General features: G+C 62.0%; 20 protein-coding genes. 4 read left to right on the plus strand and 16 right to left on the minus strand.

All coding sequences use genetic code 11. The annotated features are described in order from the left end of the window. Window positions 1-3: 3 nt before the first annotated feature. From Q363_RS13835 to Q363_RS13875, 10 genes are all read right to left on the minus strand, one after another. Complete coding sequence (locus Q363_RS13835; RefSeq protein ID WP_035351085.1) at window positions 4-564, minus strand: NUDIX domain-containing protein; 561 nt, start codon at window positions 562-564, stop codon at window positions 4-6. Between the two features lie 24 nt (window positions 565-588). Beyond that, window positions 589-2,751: a CocE/NonD family hydrolase gene (locus tag Q363_RS13840; protein WP_035351087.1), complete on the minus strand. Its 2,163-nt coding sequence runs from the start codon at window positions 2,749-2,751 to the stop codon at window positions 589-591. A gap of 84 nt (window positions 2,752-2,835) precedes the next feature. Continuing rightward, complete coding sequence (locus Q363_RS38115; protein ID WP_084080349.1) at window positions 2,836-3,057, minus strand: CDGSH iron-sulfur domain-containing protein; 222 nt, start codon at window positions 3,055-3,057, stop codon at window positions 2,836-2,838. 186 nt (window positions 3,058-3,243) lie between these two features. Continuing rightward, window positions 3,244-3,753: a hypothetical protein gene (locus Q363_RS13850; protein ID WP_035351091.1), complete on the minus strand. Its 510-nt coding sequence runs from the start codon at window positions 3,751-3,753 to the stop codon at window positions 3,244-3,246. Beyond that, window positions 3,750-4,148: an RNA polymerase sigma factor gene (locus tag Q363_RS13855; protein ID WP_035351094.1), complete on the minus strand. Its 399-nt coding sequence runs from the start codon at window positions 4,146-4,148 to the stop codon at window positions 3,750-3,752. The genes Q363_RS13850 and Q363_RS13855 overlap by 4 nt, the downstream gene beginning before the upstream one ends. Window positions 4,149-4,163: 15 nt before the next feature. Beyond that, the gene (locus tag Q363_RS40490) at window positions 4,164-4,316 is read right to left on the minus strand and encodes a hypothetical protein (protein ID WP_157466848.1); all 153 of its coding nucleotides are present in this window, start codon (window positions 4,314-4,316) and stop codon (window positions 4,164-4,166) included. 37 nt (window positions 4,317-4,353) lie between these two features. After that, window positions 4,354-5,274 (minus strand): hypothetical protein, encoded by a 921-nt coding sequence (locus Q363_RS13860; RefSeq protein WP_157466850.1) that lies wholly within the window; start codon window positions 5,272-5,274, stop codon window positions 4,354-4,356. Between the two features lie 76 nt (window positions 5,275-5,350). Then, window positions 5,351-5,620 carry a UBP-type zinc finger domain-containing protein gene (locus tag Q363_RS13865; RefSeq protein WP_035351158.1) on the minus strand — a complete coding sequence of 90 codons (270 nt, stop codon included), beginning with the start codon at window positions 5,618-5,620 and terminating at the stop codon, window positions 5,351-5,353. Window positions 5,621-5,704: 84 nt separating this feature from the next. After that, window positions 5,705-7,258, minus strand: coding sequence for a sigma-54-dependent transcriptional regulator (locus Q363_RS13870; protein ID WP_245632215.1), 1,554 nt, complete (start codon window positions 7,256-7,258; stop codon window positions 5,705-5,707). Between the two features lie 20 nt (window positions 7,259-7,278). After that, the gene (locus Q363_RS13875) at window positions 7,279-8,208 is read right to left on the minus strand and encodes a sensor histidine kinase (RefSeq protein WP_035351100.1); all 930 of its coding nucleotides are present in this window, start codon (window positions 8,206-8,208) and stop codon (window positions 7,279-7,281) included. A 360-nt stretch (window positions 8,209-8,568) separates the two neighbouring features. Between Q363_RS13875 and rph the strand changes: the two genes are divergently transcribed. From rph to Q363_RS13890, 3 genes are all read left to right on the plus strand, one after another. Further along, window positions 8,569-9,315, plus strand: a complete 747-nt coding sequence (rph, locus tag Q363_RS13880; protein ID WP_035351103.1) for a ribonuclease PH — start codon at window positions 8,569-8,571, stop codon at window positions 9,313-9,315. A gap of 193 nt (window positions 9,316-9,508) precedes the next feature. Next, window positions 9,509-10,159 (plus strand): hypothetical protein, encoded by a 651-nt coding sequence (locus Q363_RS13885; protein WP_035351105.1) that lies wholly within the window; start codon window positions 9,509-9,511, stop codon window positions 10,157-10,159. Window positions 10,160-10,162: 3 nt separating this feature from the next. Beyond that, window positions 10,163-10,789, plus strand: a complete 627-nt coding sequence (locus Q363_RS13890) for a hypothetical protein (protein WP_035351107.1) — start codon at window positions 10,163-10,165, stop codon at window positions 10,787-10,789. A gap of 21 nt (window positions 10,790-10,810) precedes the next feature. Here Q363_RS13890 and Q363_RS13895 read toward each other — a convergent pair whose 3' ends face one another. Both Q363_RS13895 and Q363_RS13900 read right to left on the minus strand, forming a co-directional pair. Beyond that, entirely contained in the window at window positions 10,811-11,371 is a 561-nt protein-coding gene (locus tag Q363_RS13895) for a TlpA family protein disulfide reductase (protein WP_051978752.1), read from the minus strand. A gap of 8 nt (window positions 11,372-11,379) precedes the next feature. Then, window positions 11,380-12,138 carry a hypothetical protein gene (locus tag Q363_RS13900; RefSeq protein WP_157466854.1) on the minus strand — a complete coding sequence of 253 codons (759 nt, stop codon included), beginning with the start codon at window positions 12,136-12,138 and terminating at the stop codon, window positions 11,380-11,382. Between the two features lie 367 nt (window positions 12,139-12,505). Between Q363_RS13900 and Q363_RS13905 the strand changes: the two genes are divergently transcribed. Next, window positions 12,506-13,516 carry a tagatose 1,6-diphosphate aldolase gene (locus Q363_RS13905; RefSeq protein WP_035351110.1) on the plus strand — a complete coding sequence of 337 codons (1,011 nt, stop codon included), beginning with the start codon at window positions 12,506-12,508 and terminating at the stop codon, window positions 13,514-13,516. Between the two features lie 294 nt (window positions 13,517-13,810). Here the strand turns inward: Q363_RS13905 and Q363_RS13910 are convergent, their stop codons facing one another. The 4 genes from Q363_RS13910 to guaA all read right to left on the minus strand — a co-directional run bounded on the left by Q363_RS13910 (window position 13,811) and on the right by guaA (window position 18,423). Then, window positions 13,811-15,367: a SulP family inorganic anion transporter gene (locus Q363_RS13910; RefSeq protein ID WP_245632216.1), complete on the minus strand. Its 1,557-nt coding sequence runs from the start codon at window positions 15,365-15,367 to the stop codon at window positions 13,811-13,813. A gap of 14 nt (window positions 15,368-15,381) precedes the next feature. Further along, entirely contained in the window at window positions 15,382-16,059 is a 678-nt protein-coding gene (locus Q363_RS13915; protein WP_035351112.1) for a carbonic anhydrase, read from the minus strand. 178 nt (window positions 16,060-16,237) lie between these two features. Beyond that, window positions 16,238-16,660 (minus strand): hypothetical protein, encoded by a 423-nt coding sequence (locus tag Q363_RS13920; RefSeq protein ID WP_035351115.1) that lies wholly within the window; start codon window positions 16,658-16,660, stop codon window positions 16,238-16,240. 203 nt (window positions 16,661-16,863) lie between these two features. Further along, complete coding sequence (gene guaA / locus Q363_RS13925; RefSeq protein WP_035351117.1) at window positions 16,864-18,423, minus strand: glutamine-hydrolyzing GMP synthase; 1,560 nt, start codon at window positions 18,421-18,423, stop codon at window positions 16,864-16,866. Window positions 18,424-18,430: the final 7 nt, after the last annotated feature.

Raw genomic sequence — 18,430 nt, forward strand, 5'->3', positions numbered from 1 at the left:
GCGTCACCTCGCCGCCCGTCCGTGCTCCAGCCAAATCTTGTACAGCCCCCACGCGGCGATCGAGCAGTTGTCCACAATCTCCCCGCTCAGCACCATCCGCTCGAACTCCGCCACACGCACACGCCGCACCACCAGGTCATGCTCCTCCGCATCGGGCTGCGCCTCACCGTGCGTCAAGCCCTCCGCAAGAAAGACATGGTGCTTCTGGTTCATCACTCCATACGCGATCTGCACGGTGCTCAGGTGCGTCATCCGCGCTGCCTCAAGCCCCGTCTCCTCCCGCAGCTCCCCACGCGCCAGCTCTTCCGGATCAACTTCAGCCTGTTCCCATCCGCCCTGCGGAAACTCCGCGAACGTCCCGCCCACCGTGTATCGATACTGCTCGATCAGGTAGACGAACTCGCCCTCCGCCGTGACCTCCAGCGGAATGATGATCGACGCCGGATCCTTGTCGATCACGCCATAGATGCCGCGCTGTCCGTTCGCGCGCTCGATCACATCCTCGCGCACGCTCGTCCACGGGTTGCGATACACCTCACGACTGCTGATCGTCTTGATGCTCAAGCCTTCCTCGCAGTTCTGTTCAACCTACTCGGGCATCTCAAACTCAAGATGCGAAGGATACTTCGGCGACTCATAGATCGAGATCGTCTGCGCCTTGTACGCACTCGCCGGAGCCGTCATGATGTTCGGCACATACGTCTGCGGATTCCGGTCGTACAGCGGGAACCAACTCGACTGCACCTCGACCATAATCTTATGTCCCTTCAGGAACGTGTGGTCCGCTCCATGCAAACTCCACCGGTACTCCGTCACCTCGCCCGGCTTCACCGGCTCCGGCTTCTCGAAGCTCTTGCGATACCGGCCGCGAAGAATCTCATCGACCACCATCAACTGATAGCCGCCCATGCCGTTCGGCGCGTCGTCCGGATAGACATCGATTAGCTTCACCACCCAGTCCGCATCGCTGCCCGTAGTCGCCGCGAAGATGTCCGCCATCACATCGCCCGTCACCGTCACATCATGATCCAGCGGCGCCGTCGTGAAGTTCGCCAGGTCCTTGCGTCCACTCACAAACCGCTGGTCTTCCACGAGCCAGGTGCGCCACTTCGATCCACGCCCATACGTCGGCTGAATCGGCCTGTTGCGATACGGCACCGGATTCGCTGGATCAGCCATGTAGTCCGTCTTCACCTCTCCTGATGGAGCGTTGAAACTCAGACAATTTCCCGGAGCCAAATACAGTTTCGCCGCTTTGAATCCAGCCTTCGGCGGCCACACATCATATCGCTTCCACTGGTTCACACCTGTGCGGAAGCTCGCCGTATCCTTCAGATCAAATGCAGCACGATCCTTCAGGTACTTCTCAAAGAACGGCGCCTCGATCGTCTTGCGATACTGATCGCCCGTCGCCGCGCCAAAGTCCACCACGCCCAGATGCCGCGTCGTCGGACCCCACCCACCGTGATTCCACGGCCCCAGGACGATGAAGACCTCGTGCTGCTTATCGTGCGGCTCCAGCGCGGCATACTCGGCCTGCGGGCCCCACATATCCTCCTGGTCCCACCATCCTCCAACCTCCAGCGTCGGAACCTCCACCTTCGTCAGGTGCGGCTCCACCGCCATCGCCTGCCAGAACTTCGTATACTCCGGCTGCGACAGAAACGCCTTCGCCGTCGGCAGCTGCGTCATCCCTGCGCTCTTCGCCGCACCCGCAAAGTTTCCGTTCTTCAAAAAGAAATCAAACGTGTCCTCGCTCGACTGCACGGGCACATCCGTCTTCTGCGCCTCCAGCTGCTGCACATAGTCGAATCCGTACGTCTGGCGAAACGCTCCGTTGTGAAAGAAGTCGTCGCCGATCCAGATATTCGTCATCGGTGCCTGCGGCGAGATCGCCTTCACCGCCGGGTGTGCATCGATCCCGGCCATGATCGCCAGGAACCCTGGATACGAAACCCCGTACACACCCACACGCCCGTTGTTGTTCGGAATATTCTTCAGCATCCAGTCGATCGTGTCATTCGTGTCCGTCGTCTCGTCCACATCCTTCTTCGTCTTGTGCTCGACGATCGGACGGTTCATCACGAACTGCCCCTCCGACTTGTACCGCCCGCGAATATCCCCGGACACAAAGATGTATCCGCTCGCCGCCAGCTCGGGCTTCGAAGCATTCACTCCCGTCGACGATGCGCCGTCCACGCCGTACGGCGTCCTCTCCAGCAGAAACGGCAGCGGCTCCCCCGACTTCTCCGCCCCCGCCGGCCGCAGGATCACCAGGTGCAGCTTCGCCCCGTCGCGCATCGGCACCATCGCCTCCGTGCGCGTGTACTCGCGAAAGTGATTCAGCTTCGCCGGCTCCGCGCTGAAGCGAGCCATCGTTACCTCGCCCCCGCCGCTCCGCTGCCCCAAACCGGTCGTCTTCAATCCCGCGACATTTCCTGAAGCGTCACGTTCAAACGTCACCCGCAACGGCGTGCCTGGAACAAAGAAGTGGTCCTGCGACTCCGCCTTCAGCTCGCGCGTTGCCATGCGCTCGCCCTCGACACACAGCGTGTCGCCATTCACCGAGACCGAGTTGACAACATCCGGCTCCGAAGCGGACCGGTACTGCCCCACATACTCCGTCAGCTTCGCCGCCGGCAGCGTCACCGCCACCGGATCAGAGGCCGCCCCACCAGCCTGCGCCCACACCAACGTCGAACCAAGCAGAACAACCGAGAACAACCGAGCCGGCCAGCCGCAAACCTTCATCGAGCCTTCCTTAACAAAGCATTATTTGGGAAAACGCCGCCTCGATCCGCGAGCAGACTCGCCCAATCAAGGCGGCAGAATCCTCTACGTCAACACGGCCGGACTCGCTGCGCACTGGAATCCCACGCGGTTGTGCGACCCGTCGCAAAACGGCCGCTTCTCGCTATGGCCACAACGGCACAACGAGATCGCCGGCTTGCCCGTCAAATCCCAATGCCTTCCATCCGCGTCCGTCAACGAGATTGGACCCTCCACCCGCAACGGACCGTTCGGGCGAACCGTAATCTTTACTGCCTGTTCTGACATCGTTGCTGCTCACTCTCTTTTTGAAGATGAGCCAAGCATAGCAAACCCGGCGTTTCGAGTTGACGCAACGGCAATCTGGCATCAACGATCACGATTGGTCACATGGTTCAACTTCTGGGAAAATGCTTCCTCGCCTGCAAGACCGAAGACAACGAAAATCCAGCTCCTCTGATTGAGGAATCTCGTTTATTGCTTGTCCGACGCCATATACACCACGCCCCCGAACAAAGCGATCGCCATCAAACCAACCATCAGCACCGTCAAATTATTCCCAAACGCCGCAAAAAACGGCTGCAGATCGACTCGCACCCCAGCCAGCAGTTCCTGCAGGTCCCTCAAAGCAACCCAGCCCAGTCCTCTGCTCCACCCCCAGATCAAAAACCCGCACGCCGTAATCAAACCGATCATCAGCGCGAATCCCTGAGCCAGCGCCGCAGGCCTGCCCACCTGCCTCAGAGCCGCATCACGCTGGCGAAGCTGCGCCTTCCACCACAACGCCTGCGCGCTGCCCAACCGCGCCTCTCCTATGGACTCCAGGCGAGCCTCCTGAAAGCTCTGCGTAATCAGAACCTGTTCTTTGCATCGGCTGCAGCCATCGATGTGAGAGCGCAGACTTACTTCACACGCATCCGGCCAATATCCATTGCGCAGCATCGCAGCCACATCTTCCCTGCGGCTGCACGAGATCATCGTCATCCCAGCCTCCCATTCCGACCACCAGATCGTAGCTGTCTGGCCATCTCCTTCCGCGCCCGAAAGAGTAGTAGCCGGATGCTCGTTACTCCAAGTCCTGTGATCTCCGCAATCTCGCGGTGAGAGTAGTTCTCCGCGTGCGCCAGCCATAACAACTGCCGGTCACGCGGTCTCATCCTTGCCATCGCAGGACCAAGCATCGCGCGACAGTCCATCTCGGCTGAGTCATCCTCTCTCATCAGCAGATGCTCCGGCAAACCCTCGATCGAGATCACACCCGGCCGTCGCCAGTGATCGCGCAACAGGTTGCTCGCAATCCGAAACAGGTAGCGCCTCGCAGCCACTTCGCCGTCATTAGGAGTCGACGCACACAAAAATCGCACATAGCTCTCCTGCATCAGGTCTTCGGCCAGCTAGGCATCCCCCGAAACCCGCGCCAGATAGGCCCACAAGGGACGAGCCGAGCGTTCGTAGAATGCCGCAAAGGTCTCGCTGTCCATGGCTGGTTCCGCAGTCTGCGCCGCATCTCGGGTTCCCGCACCGGAAAGGACATGCTCCCAGTTCATATCGCCAGGCTCCCGGGCTGCGCATCACGAGTTCGCCTCACAGCCGCCCTCCCTGATCCACAGGTTCACCCGCGCCCCGAGGCATCAGACCCAGCCGACCGGCCAGAATCCAGGTAATGCCCGCGGAAACAACCAGTCCCACACCGGGCATCAGGACAACCACGCCAAACACCAGTAACGGCGCGGCGATCTCCGGAAGGCTATGCCGCAGAAACAGCAGCCCAGATCCCAACAACGTCAGTACGACGCCCACCTGCAGCGGAACAAGAACGCGTGTCAAAACTGCGGGAACCCGACGGTCCCTGTCAAAATCCACAGGAATGGGCGCTGCCTCCAGAAAACGCCTTCCTGCTTCCGTTCCCATGTAGTTCAGCAGTTCTTCGTTGCTGCTGAACCGCTCTATCAACCGTCCATGCACATCACTCTGCATCTTGAAGATGCGGCTCCAGCGCCGGTTATCAATGAGCGTCCGGATCAGCCACAAAAATGCGCCAAGCAGGACGAGGAATCCCAGCGAGCCTACCAGTATCCCCATAAAGTCTCTCAGCCGTGCGTCGTCATCACGAAATCGCTCCGGCCATAGCCGTCGCTGCAGCCCTTCAACACGTCTGCCGTGATTCCCGGAAAGGTCAGCGAAGAGATAGAAATCCGGATTCCGCACAACCTCGGGGTGAGCCTGCAGAAATCTCGCCAGCTCAGGATTGCTGCGCGCAATATACTCCTGGTTCGCCAGCAAAGAAGGATCGTTCGCAATCACCGTAGCCAGCGTAGGACTCATGCGAAGCAGAACCATCAGCTGCTCTCTGGTCTCAATAACCCTGTCCTTCGACATCTCTGGCGTGGCCGCTGGAGCAGCTGCCGGTGGCTGTGCCGTCGCATACGGCAACCCGCTCAGCAGAACTCCCCCTAAAACCATGGAGCGTACCGCTCCCCGCATCAACCAACAGTTTTTCAACATTCCGCTCTCCGTGTCATGATCTTCCGTCGCTCATACAACGGTTCAGCGGCCACTCTGGTTAACAAGCAATCTTCATTCAGCGCTTCGTCGAAAAATCCAGCTCCACCTCATCCACAAAGCACCAGCCCCAATTCTCCCCCGGCTCCATCGACCGCATGATCGGATGCTTCACCGCATGAAAGTGCTTCGTCGCGTGCTTATTCGGTGACGAGTCGCAGCACCCCATATGCCCGCAGACCATGCACATCCTCAGATGAACCCACCATCCCCCCACCTTCAGGCAGTCCTCGCATCCCTTCGCCGAAGGCGTTACCTCACTGATCTGATCCAGATGCCTGCATCGCATGCCCATCTCTCCTCTCGGTCTATACGATGCTAGCGCAACGCGCCTCTCCCTGATTCCCGATCGAGGTGCATCTGCTGGCCGGCGTTACTCCCCCATCCCCTCCGTGATCCCGTACTCCTTCAGCTTGCGATAGAGCGTCGTCTTCCCGATACCCAGCAGCTTGGCCGCCAGCAGCTTGTCGCCATTCAGCTGTCGAATCGTCCCCAGGATCGCCTGCTTTTCCATCTCGGCGATCGACACAATCCCGTCCTCACCCGCGCCCGCGCCCCGCGACCCCTCCGCCGCCGCCCCGGCGCCATTGCTCTCGGCCATGCTTCGATGCATCCTGAAGTCCTGCAGCTGCGTCGGCAAGTCGCCCATGTGCAGCACCGGCCCGCTTGAGAGCGCACACGCTCGCTCGATCGCGTTCTCCAACTCCCGCACATTGCCCGGCCAGTCGAACTTCTGCATCACCCGCAGCGACTCGTCCGAGAACGTCCGCTCAACTCCCGTCTGCTTCTCCATCCGCGCCAGAAAGTGCATCGCCAGCAGCGGAATATCTCCCCTGCGTTCGCGCAGCGGAGGAATCCTCAGGTTCACCACATTCAGCCGGAAGAAGAGGTCCTTGCGAAACCTCCCCTGCTCCACCATCGCCGTCAGATCGCGGTTTGTCGCCGCCAGCACCCGCGCCGAGATCGGCCGAGCCTGCGTCGACCCCACCGGCCTGATCTCCTTCTCCTGCAGCGCCCGCAGCAGCTTCGCCTGCAGGTCCAGCGGCAGCTCTCCAATCTCATCCAGAAACACCGTGCCACCCTCAGCCGCTGCCAGCAGACCCTCCTTCGCACGGTCCGCTCCAGTAAACGCTCCCTTCACATGCCCGAACAGCTCGCTCTCGATCAGACTCGGAACCAGCGACCCGCAGTCCACCGGCACAAACGGCTTCGCCTTGTTCGGCCCGTTGAAGTGGATCGACCGCGCCACCAGCTCCTTGCCCGTCCCGCTCTCCCCCAGAATCAGCACCGGATGCGTCGAAAACGCCACCTTCGAAAGAATCCGGTACAGCTTCTCCATCTCCGGAGAGCGCCCAACCAGCCCGTTGGTGTCCTTCTGTGACCGCAGCCTCTCCCGCAGCAGCCGGCTCTCGCGGTCGAACTGCACCCTCTGCCCCGCGCGCTCCAGCACCGTCGTCAGCTCCTCCAGCGCAAACGGCTTCGTCAGGTAGTCGCGCGCTCCAATCCGCATCGCCTCCACCGCCGAGGCGACCGTCGCGAACGCCGTCATCACCACCACCGCCGTCTCCGGATACAGCGACTTCACCTGCTCCAGCAGCTCCAGCCCCGCGCCATCCGGAAGCTTCAGGTCCAGCAGCAGCACGTCGATCTTCTGGTGCTTCAAAATCGCCCGCCCCCGCGCCACGCTCTCGGCTCCCACCACCGCACAGCCCATGCCCTCAGCGATCGTCACGCATGCCTTGCGCACCGCCGAGTCATCGTCCACCACCAGGACATGCAGCGTTGGCACAGCTCCCTGCACGCGCTCCGCCTTCGCCGGCGACCCCAGATCCGAGACCCCAACCAGCACTCCCGACGGAGCATCCGTGCTTCTCATCTGCGCTCCCTCTCTCCTCATCGCCTGCTCTCCCAGCATCACTTCGCTCATCCTTCTCTGTCCGTCTCCGCTCAGCACGCGATCCATCCCGCCGCGCCCCGCATCACTCGTCTCACGCCGTCGCGCCCTTCGAGCTCCAGCTCCTCCACCGCGCGCCACTCCACCGTGACACCGGTTCCCTCACCCGGACGGCTCGCGATCGTCAGGCAGCCCTCCGACATCGCCACCAGCTCGCGCACCACACGAAAGCCCAGCCCTCGCCCGCCCGCCTTCGCCACAGCAGACTCGCCCAGCACGCGGACCGTCACCTCGGTCATCCCGCAGCCGGTATCCGAGACCGTCAGCACCACCCGCGGCTCCGCCGTCCCCCAGCCATCCTCCGCAGCATCCTTCGCGCCGGCGACACTCACCGTTATCGTCCCGCCCTCGCCGCTCATCGCCTCCGACGCATTCTTCACCAGGTTCGTCAGGATGCGCTCTACCGCCTCGACCGGCACATTCACCGGCCGCTCGGCTCCCGGCCCGAAGACCACCTCCACCCTCCGCCCCGCCACGCGGCTCAGCAGGCCGCGGCATCGCTTCACCACGGCAGGCAGAACCGTCATCGCCTCCACGATCTCCGCCTCGCCGCTCTGCGCATGCTCCACCAGCCGCGCAATCATCGCGTGGCTCCGCTCGCTCAGCATCCTCAGCTCAGCCGCGTACTCCCGATACTCCTCGTTCAGAACCCCCGGCGCCGCCAGCAACTCCGAGTAAAGACTTAGCGCCCCCAGCAGATTCCCCGCATCGTGCGCCAGGCCCGCGCCTTCGGCCACCCCCAGCGATCCCGCCCCGTTCCTGTGCCCCCCCCGCGCCTCTCGCTCCAGACCCTCGCTCGGCTCGCGATCCACCATCCCGGCCGTCTCCTCGACGATTCCGAGATCCAGCCGCCGGCTCACAAACTGTAGCGCCGAAAACTGTCTTGAAGCTTCCTTCTCAAACACGGCAGTACTGCTCTGCATTGCCCGCATCGTCTTCTTCACTCCTGCACCGCGTGTTACTCCCCTGGCGGCTGCAGCACTTCAATAATCACGTGGAGTGCCAAACTGGAACTGCTCTCCCTAAGTGCTTGCTTAACAAGGAGCAGCCTCGATTCCACGTCCCTACGCTGTCAAGACAACCACGCCTCGCCCTTAAGAGCAATTCCCAAATCGGAACAGTCACCCCGCCGATACGTCCCAAATCCCTACAAAATTTACCCACACAGCTTTTCCCAAAACGGAATCATTCCCAATCCGGGAAGATCCGTCCCCCTCATCGCGCCACCCGCCTTCTACTCCCTATTCCCAACTCCCTATTCCCTGCTCCTCTATAATCGCCAAATGTCCGCCGCTCCACCCCAGATCTTCCGTCCCGACTCCCGCACCGCCGACTCCCTGCGCTCCATCCGCATCACCCCCGGCTTCATCGCCATGGCCGAAGGCTCCGTCCTCATCGAGGCCGGCAATACCCGCGTCCTCTGCAACGCCTCCATCGAGCAGGGCGTCCCCGCCTGGCTCCGCAACTCCGGCCGCGGCTGGGTCACCGCCGAGTACGGCATGCTCCCCCGCGCCACACTCACCCGCACCCCCCGCGAGGCCGAGCGCGGCAAGATCGGCGGCCGCACCCATGAGATCCAGCGCCTCATCGGCCGCAGCCTCCGCTCCGTCGTCGACATGAAGACACTCGGCGAGCGCACCGTCATCCTCGACTGCGACGTCCTCCAGGCCGACGGCGGAACCCGCACCGCCGCCATCACCGGAGCCTCCGTCGCCCTCGCCATCGCGCTCGAAAAACTCGTCGCCGCCGGAACCCTCAAGACCTCCCCCCTCCGCCAAATGGTCGCCGCCACCAGCGTCGGCATCGTCGACGGCAACACCCTCCTCGACCTCTGCTACGAAGAGGACTCCCGCGCCACCGTCGACATGAACGTCGTCATGCTCGCCAACGGAGGCCTCGTCGAAACCCAGGCCACCGCCGAAAAAGACTCCTACTCCCGCGCCCAGCTCAACGAGATGCTCGACTATGCCGAAAAGGGCATCCGCGAACTCTTTGCCGCCCAGCAATCCGCCCTCGCCTCCGCCGTCTAGCCCACCCGCAGCATCCAAACTGAATCGCTGTCCGCCATTCAAACAGGTGTCATCCTGAGCGAAGGCTGGAGTGCACTTCGCGCCAGACGCAGTCGAAGGATCTGCGGTTGAACCGTTGTCGGCACTCCATCTTGCATCCATCCCCCACCCTCAGTACCATCAGGGCCACAATCCGCCAGACAAGGAGCCACGCGTGACCCGTTACGCAACAGTTCTCCTTCTTCTTCTGTCTCTCGGGCCCCTCAACTCGCAGCAGCCCTCGGCCGACGACGCCCGCATCGCGTCCCAAATCTCCCAGACCGACGCCGACTTCCAGGCGCGCACCCGCCGCTTCACCAATCCAAAGTGGACCTATCCCGCAGGCGACCTAAACAGCGTCCTCGCCGCAACCCGCCAGCAGCTCCTCGACGACCTCCCGCCCGACGCCGCGCCCCTCCGCGCCTACGTCATGCAGAACTTCCCCGCCGTCATCCCCGGAGTCCCCGCCAATCAGAAGATCAACATGAAGATCTGCGGCCCCTATCTCTCCGACGCCAATGAGGTCCTCAGTTCGCTCAAGAGCGTCAGCGCCTACCGCCTCGACCTCATCCTCGACAGCAGCCCCACCGGCGCCCTCTACGAGCTCACCCCCGTCGCCGGCGACAAGCTCACCCGCGCCTCCCGCGGAACCCTCACCAACGTCTGGCGCGGCGTCTACAACTACACCGTCGCAAAGGATGGCGAGAAGACCATCACCGGAACCCTCAACCTCGTGCGCGAAAAAGGCAATCTCCTCCGCTGCACCTTCGTCCACGCCGGCAGTCCCTCCGCTCCGCTCCCCTGCGAACTCGTCACCGGTCAATAACCAATGCCCGAGCAAACCCAAGCCGCCTCCGCCGACTCCCCCAAGCCCAAACTCCCCCGCCTCGCCTCCGACTGGGTGCGTTACCTCCTCGGCTTCACCGTCTCCGTCGGCGTCGGCCTCGCTCCCTACCTCGGCCTCGTCGGAGTCCCTCTCTTCACCCCGCTCCTCTCACTCATCCCTCTCTCGCTCCAGAACACCGCCATCCCCATCTCCATCGCCTCCATGGGAATCATCGCCGTCGTCGTTCAATGGAGAAGGCAAGCCCCCGCGAAGCCCCTTGAGTTCCGCCTCGCCCTCACCCTCGCCCTCGTCACGCTCCTCCTTTTCATCTCACTCGAGATCCTCGCCGTCGCCCACATCGAGGTCCCCGCGGTCGACCAGACCGTCTCCTTCGCCGTCGGCTTCCAATCCCCCCAGCGCCCGCCTTGCGAAAACCTCTCCCGCAACGCCTGCATCGCCCAGCGCCTCGGTTTCGACGAGGCCCTCATCGACGGCTACTTCGGAGACACCCAGACCCGCCTCACCAAACTAGCCCTCCTCCTCACCTACATCGGCTTCATGAGCGCCTTCGGCTGGATGGTCGGCCTCCTCCTGGTCCGCGAACGCGACCGGCAGCAAAACGCACTCTAGCCTTCTACCGCAGAATTTGCCTCACTGCTGCTTAAGTCGATCGATCAGTGAAACCACCGAGCTGTCGGCCCAATCCGCCGCTCCGACATGCTCCACCACCATGCTTCCATCCTTTGCATATAAAAACGTCGACGGAAACTGGTCGAGTCTCATCGTCTTCGGTATGTCCTCATCACGCATCAGATAAAACGGCAAACTAAAGTTGTTGCGTCGAGCATACGCACGCACCTGCTGGGGTGTATCCAATCGCGAAACCACAAGAAATGTCACATCAGGGTCACTGCGATAGTGGTCATATAATGCCTGCACCTTCGGCATCTCTGCCACACACTGCACACACCATGTGCCCCAAAGGTCCAGGAAGACGACCTTGCCTTTGCTCTCTGAAAGACGTCGCGGTTGCCCATCGAGCGTACGAAAGACTAGATCACTTGCGAACTTACGCTCAACCTTCAGTTTCGGCGCTCGCATCCGCGACACAACTCTTCTTTCAACAACCTTGAAGAGAAGGAAGCCGCTACTAGCCGCCAGCAGAAACGCTGCGACAACCGCAATCAATACTTTGAAAACGACCTTTTTCATCCGTTCCCTCAGTGGCAGTCCGCCACATCCTCAAACATTCCCCCCGGCACCGCGATCGCCGCCATTCCCTGCGCGCACGCCAGAATCTTCTGGTCCAGCGGATCGTTGTCCAGCGACGTCGGATCGACATACGTCAGGTTGCTCCTCAGCGCCAGAAACCGGTCGGTCAACTGCGCGATCATCCCCATCTCGCTCTGCAGCAGGCCAATCCCCCTGCGATCCGACTCCGTCGACGCCGCGGCCGAAGCCATCGCCATCTTGTCGCTCGCCGCCCTCCGATAGTAGGAGACCCAGCTCTCCTCCACCGGATTGTTCGTGCGAATCGCGTTCTCCAGCGCGCTCCGCCACTCACGAACCACCGCCATCTGCTCCACCCCGGCCCGCAGAAACTCCCGCGTGAACCCCTTCTCCTCGGGTGGCGTCACCGGCGCCGCCGCCTGCTGCTGCACAGGCCTCTGCTGTGCTGCCGGCAGAGTCAACACAATCCTGCTCCCCTGAAATCCCAGCGTCCCGCCCGTCACCCGCGCCAGAGCCTCTACGTCCACATACCATCGCCCGTTCCGCTGAACCACGGGAGCCTGTCCCGTTCGCCCCGGCACCACCAGCGACGTGCTCTGCCCTGATTCTGGAGATGCTCCTTGAGCCGATCCTTGAGAAGACCCCTGAGAGGAGCCTTGCGCCCCACCCGCCGAACTCGGATCGCCCGGGCTCTGAGCCATCCCCACCATCGTCATCCCAAGCACTACTGCCAGCACCTGTATCCTCATCCGCGTCCTCCCTGCTCTAGTTGAGATTATGACGCCCCGGCCTCCATACCGTCTCTGCCGCAAAAATCAGGTGCCTCTTTTTCCACCGAAAACCCTGTCAAGAGCCAAATTCCCCCAACTCAAACAAACCACAGCAGATCCAGGTTGCCGATTAATTACCCTCCACTCGCTACAATTTAACTAGCTGCCAAAACAGGACGACCCAATCCGAGGAACATGCGCTAACCGCACACGAAGTGCCACCACAACTTCAATCTTTCGAATACTTTGCGCACATAGGTACGGGGGGAGGGGGTACCCTCGAACACCAACCCAACCCTCGCTGTGTAAAATGGCTCCCAACCTAATTTCAGGAGAATCAAGAGCAATGTCCAAGCTGACCCCAGGCAAACTCGCAGGACTCAAGGCCGTATCCGACTCGCGCGGCGTCATCGCCGCCGCCGCCATGGACCAGCGCGGATCCCTTCAGAAGTCCCTCGCCAAGGAACGCGGAGCCGCCGCCAACGCACACGACCTCGAGGAGTTCAAGGTCCTCGTTACTGAGGTCCTCACCCGCCACGCCTCCGCCATCCTCCTCGACCCCGAGTACGGCCTCCCCGCCTCCAAGGAGCGCAACAAAGCAGGCCTCCTCCTCGCCTACGAGAAGACCGGCTACGACGCCGCCACCCCCGGCCGCCTCCCCGACCTCCTCGACGTCTGGAGCGTCCGCCGCCTCAAGGAAGCCGGAGCCGACTGCATCAAGATCCTCCTCTACTACACCCCCTTCGAAAAGACCGCAATCAACGACCTCAAGCACGCCTGGATCGAGCGCATCGGCGACGAGTGCCTCGCCCAGGACATCCCCTTCTTCCTCGAGACCGTCGGCTACGATGCCGAGGGCGGCGACGAGAAGGCCCTCGCCTACGCTAAAAAGAAGCCCGAAGTCGTCTCCGGCTCCATGGCCGAGTTCGGAAAAGAACGCTACAACGTCGACGTCCTCAAGGTCGAGGTCCCCGTCGAGATGTCCTTCGTCGAAGGCACCCGCGCCTTCAAGGGCGAAAAAGCCTACACCCGGGCCGAAGCCCTCCAGCACTTCCGCGATGCCGAGACCATGACCCACAAGCCCTTCATCTACCTCTCCGCCGGCGTCTCCAACCCCGTCTTCATCGAAACCCTCGAACTCGCCGGCGAGTCCGGAACAAAGTTCAACGGAGTCCTCTGCGGCCGCGCCACCTGGAAGGAAGGCATCCCCGTCTACGCCAAGGAAGGAGCAAGCGCCTTCCGGCGCTGGCTCGAGACCACCGGAGTCCAGAACATCGAAAACGTCAACAACGCCCTCAAGGCTGCCAGCCCCTGGTACCTCAAGTTCGGAGCCACAAGCCTCGAAGCCCTCGGCTGACCCGCAAGACGCACTCCAACGTTCGTCATGCACAACGTTCGCCACATGCCAACGTTCGTCATTCTGACCCTGAGCGCAGCCGAAGGGGAAGGAATCTCCGTAGTTTGGCTTTGCTGCCTCACGGCAAATCGCAGCCATAAATCAAAAAAGCGGCGAACCACAAAGGTTCGCCGCTTCTCTCTCTATCAACTGATTCACAACAAGTGCATCGTCTGTACCACCCGGAAAAAACTTTGGGAAAAAAAGGAGCGGGGCCGACGGGATTGCAGCCCCGCTCTTGCGAAAAATCAATCCCTAAGTCACCGTCTCGCTCACACGCGCCCGGTAGCGCATGTGCAGCTTCTCCATCGAGACGTGGATCTCCTGGCCGTTCTCCTCGCGCCGTTCCGCCCAGCTTTCGATCACCTCGATGCAGGCGTGATCGATGTACCGCAGATGGGCGCAGTGGATATGTACCGCCTTCTCCGTCTTCACCGCGTCCAGCGCATGCGCGATCCGTGGAATCGCCAGGAAGGTGGCCACTCCCAGCAGGTGCACGTGGGTCTCGCCCTCCTGTTCCTCGATGTGGGTCTCAAGATGCGTCACCGTATACAGCAGCCGCATCAGCGACAGCCCCACTCCGACCATCACGCCCGTCAGCAGATCCGTCGCGACGATCGTCAGCATCGAAGCGAAGTAAATCAGCACCGGGAACTTGCCGAAGCGCGCCAGCTTCTTCACGTCCGCCGGCTTCACCAGCCTGATGCCGACGAAGATCAGCACAGCTGCCAGGCTCGCCGTCGGAATCATTCGCAGCACCGAAGCGAATGCCACCACAGCAAGCAGCATCCACACTCCATGCAGAATCGCTGACTTCCTCGTCTCCGCGCCCGCCTGCACGTTCGCCGAGCTGCGCACAATCACGCCCGTCATCGGCAGCGCTCCCACCAGCCCGCACAGCATGTTTCCCACGCCCTGTGCCGCCAGCTCGCGGTCATAGTCCGTCTTCGCGCGCGTCTGCATCTGGTCCACCGCGGCGGCCGAGAGCAGCGTCTCCGCGCTCGCGATAAACGCCAGCGCCAGTGCTGTTCCCACCATCGTCGAAAGCGAGAGCCCTTCGATCGAGCTCATGCTCGGCAGCGAGATCATCTGCATCAGGTTTTCCGGAACCTTCACCCGGTTCACATTCATCCCCATCAGTTGCGCCATCGTCGTCGCCACGCCGATCCCCAGAAGCGCTCCCGGAACCAGCCTCAGCTTCGCCGGACGGAACCTCTCCCACAGGATCATCACCGCCATCGTCACTAAACCCACCAGCGCCGCCGACTCCTCCTTGCTCCCGTTCAGCGGAAACACCCCGCCAAACACGGCGCCCCACATCGCCATGATGTTCGCCGGCCCGCTGTGCTCCGGCGACCGGTCCAGCACCACGTGGAACTGCTGGATCACGATCAGCACGCCGATGCCGGCCAGCATCCCGTGGATCACCTCCGGCGAGATCGCCCGGAACCACCGGCCCGTCTTCAGCAGCCCGGCCACCAGCTGCACCGCGCCCGCGATCATCAGGATCGGCCCCAGCGACGCCGCGCCATGCTCCCGCACCAGCTCAAACACGATCACTGCCAACCCCGCCGCAGGCCCACTCACCTGCAGCGGCTGGCCAGCAATAAACCCAACCACAAGTCCGCCGATGATTCCCGTCACCAGCCCCGCCGCCGGGGGCATCCCCGACGCCAGCGCAATCCCCATGCAAAGCGGCAGCGCCACAAGAAACACAACCAACGACGCGGAGAGGTCCTTCATCAACGAGCCCGACTTCAGACTCGTCTCACTCTTTTTCTCATTCTTTTCAGGACTCATCACGATCGACATAGCTTTTCCCTTCCTTAGGCAATCTTGAGTTCTTGTTTCGCCTCGACCGGAGCCGACGACGGACCATCCGCCAGCAGCGCGCAAAACGCTCCCAGCTGTGGGTCGAAGCGGCGAATGTTGCCGCTCGCAATGTCGTACATCCACCCGTGTAATCCAATCGTTCCCTTCTTCAACGCCTCATCCACAGCCGGATGCGTCTTCAGGTTCTGCATCTGCGCAATCACGTTCGCCTCCGTCACCGCCTGCAGACGCTCCTCAAAAGTCATCGACGTCGCTCCCTTCAGCGTCCGCGTCAGCCACTTCGACGACGGCCCCGCATGCTCCAGCCATGACCGCACGATCGGCAGCGACTCCAGCTGCTCCTTCTCGAGAATCGCCTTCATCGCCCCGCAGTCCGAATGCCCGCACACGACGACATCCGCCACTTTCAGGACCCGGATCGCATACTCCACCGTCGCCGCCACGCCGCTGTTCGTCTCCGTCGCCGGAGGAACCAGGTTCCCCGCATTCCTGCACGGAAACAGATCGCCTGGATCGCACTGCATCATCATCTCCGGCATCACCCGCGAGTCCGAGCAGCAGATAAACAACGCCTGCGGCTGCTGCCCCTTCGCCAGCCTCTCGAACAGCTTCGAGTGCTGCGGATACACCTTCGCGCGAAACCGCGCGTACCCATCTATCAGTCGCTGCATAGTCTTCTCCGTGCGTCGCGCCCGCGTTCACCGCAGCGCAATCGTCAGTCGTCGCCAAAAGCAGGTACACCAATATCCGGGATGCAGGCCCTTAGAGAAACCTTTGCCCCGATGTCTTCAGCAAGCCAAAGACACCTCGACCTCAGTGCACAATTCAGTTTTGCGATGGGAGAGTTCTTTAGGAGAGAGGAGGACCGCGGCCAAGTCCGGGAGCACGAGGCGCGCTTCCCAGAGCCAGCACATTCTCCTGCGCCAGCGGCTCCGTCCGGTCTTCCGGTGCAGGCAGTACCAACGAGGCGGTCGCCACGGCAACCTGAGCGCCCGCGGCAGGCCCGGCGGCTACGCTCATCGAGAGCGCCGCCTTCGACAGATGGTCGACCACGGCATGATCGATCACCGCGTCGATCGCGGCAACCACGCTCTCGCGCCCGCTGCGCTCACCGGCCCGGCGCGGGCCGTTCGCCGGAATATGCGAGTAGTTCACCCGGGTGTGCTGCACGACGTGGCGGCCGTGCATGATTCCCATAAAGCACAACAGATTCAGTCCGGCGAAGATCGCCGTGAGCAACAACCTGTACGAGATGGCTTTCTGTCGAATCATGGGCAAACTTATTCTGAAGTCTCGCTGATGTAGACGCATAAGTCAACCCGGAGGTACATGAAATTCGTCACTCTTTTGAGTACAACTTTTGGGGTATACCTTCCCTCCCTGGCCACAATCTTCTGCACAGGAACCGTTAAGCACTCTCAGCCATAACACCGCAACACCGCAAAAACACTTTGCACAAAAACGAAGGGAGAGGGTTACTCCCACTCGATCGTCCCCGGAGGCTTCGACGTAATGTCGTACACCACGCGGTTGATCCCCCGAACCTCGCTCACAATCCGGCTCGAGATCGTCCGCAGAACCTCGTACGGCAGCGGAGCCCAGTCCGCCGTCATCCCGTCCTCCGACTCCACCGCCCTGATCGCGCACGTGTACGCATACGTCCGCTGGTCGCCCATCACGCCCACGCTCTTCACCGGCAGCAGCACCGCAAAGCTCTGCCACACCTTCCGGTACAACCCCGCCGCCTTGATCTCCGAGACCACAATGTCGTCAGCCTCCTGCAGCAGCGTCACGCGATCCGCCGTCACCTCGCCCAGAATCCGCACCGCAAGCCCCGGCCCCGGAAACGGCTGCCGCTCCAGAATCTCCGCCGGCATCCCCAGGTCGCGCCCAATCCTCCGCACCTCGTCCTTGAACAGATCGCGCAGCGGCTCAATCAGCTTCAGCTTCATGTCCGCCGGAAGCCCGCCCACATTGTGATGGCTCTTGATAGTGTGCGACGGCCCATGCACGCTCGACGACTCGATCACGTCCGGATACAGCGTCCCCTGCACCAGCCACGCCACCTCTTCACCGGCGCCCTTCTCTGCCGCCACAATCCGCGCTGCCTCATCGTCGAAGACCGCAATAAACTCGTTGCCGATGATCTTCCGCTTCTGCTCCGGATCGGTCACACCCGCCAGCTTCGTCAGAAACCGCTCGCCTGCATCCACCGCAACGACGTTCAGCCCCAGCCCCTCGCGCATCGTGCGCTGCACCTTCGCAAACTCGTCCTTGCGCAGCACGCCGTTGTTCACGAAGATGCACGTCAGCCTGTCTCCGATCGCCTTCGCCACTAAAACCGCCGCAACCGACGAGTCCACGCCCCCGCTCAGCCCGCAGATCGCATGGCCATCGCCCACCTGCCTGCGAATCCCTTCCACCGTCGACTGAATGAAGTGCTCCGGCGTCCAGTCCTGCTTCGCCCCGCAGATCTCCAGGCAGAAGTTCTTCAGCAGCTCCATGCCCTGCCGCGTATGCGCCACCTCAGGATGAAACTGCACCGCCCAGATCCCGCGCGCCTCGTCCGCAATTCCCGCAACCGCATTTGAAGTCTTCGCCGTCAGCCGAAATCCCTCCGGCAGGGCCTTCGCCTCGTCGCCATGCGACATCCACACATCCATCGTCTGCGGAAGCCCGCGAAACAGCGGCGTCTCGGCCACTACGCTCACCTGCGCGTGCCCGTACTCGCGCGCCGGCGCAGACTCAACCTTGCCGCCAAGATGATGCGTGATGAACTGCAACCCATAGCAAATCCCCAGCACCGGCGCACCCATCGCCAGCACCGCCGGGTCGGCCGCCGGAGCATCGCCGTCGTACACCGAGCTCGGCCCGCCCGAAAGAATAATCCCCTTCGGCTTCAGCGCCCGAATCTCATCCAGCGAAGTCGTGCAAGGCAGCACGACGGAAAACACATTGAACTCACGGATCCGTCGCGCAATCAGCTGCGTATACTGCGATCCAAAATCCAGAATGACGATCGTAGAGGTATCCACCTATCCA

Source organism: Edaphobacter aggregans DSM 19364 (assembly GCF_000745965.1).
GTDB classification, from domain to species: domain Bacteria; phylum Acidobacteriota; class Terriglobia; order Terriglobales; family Acidobacteriaceae; genus Edaphobacter; species Edaphobacter aggregans.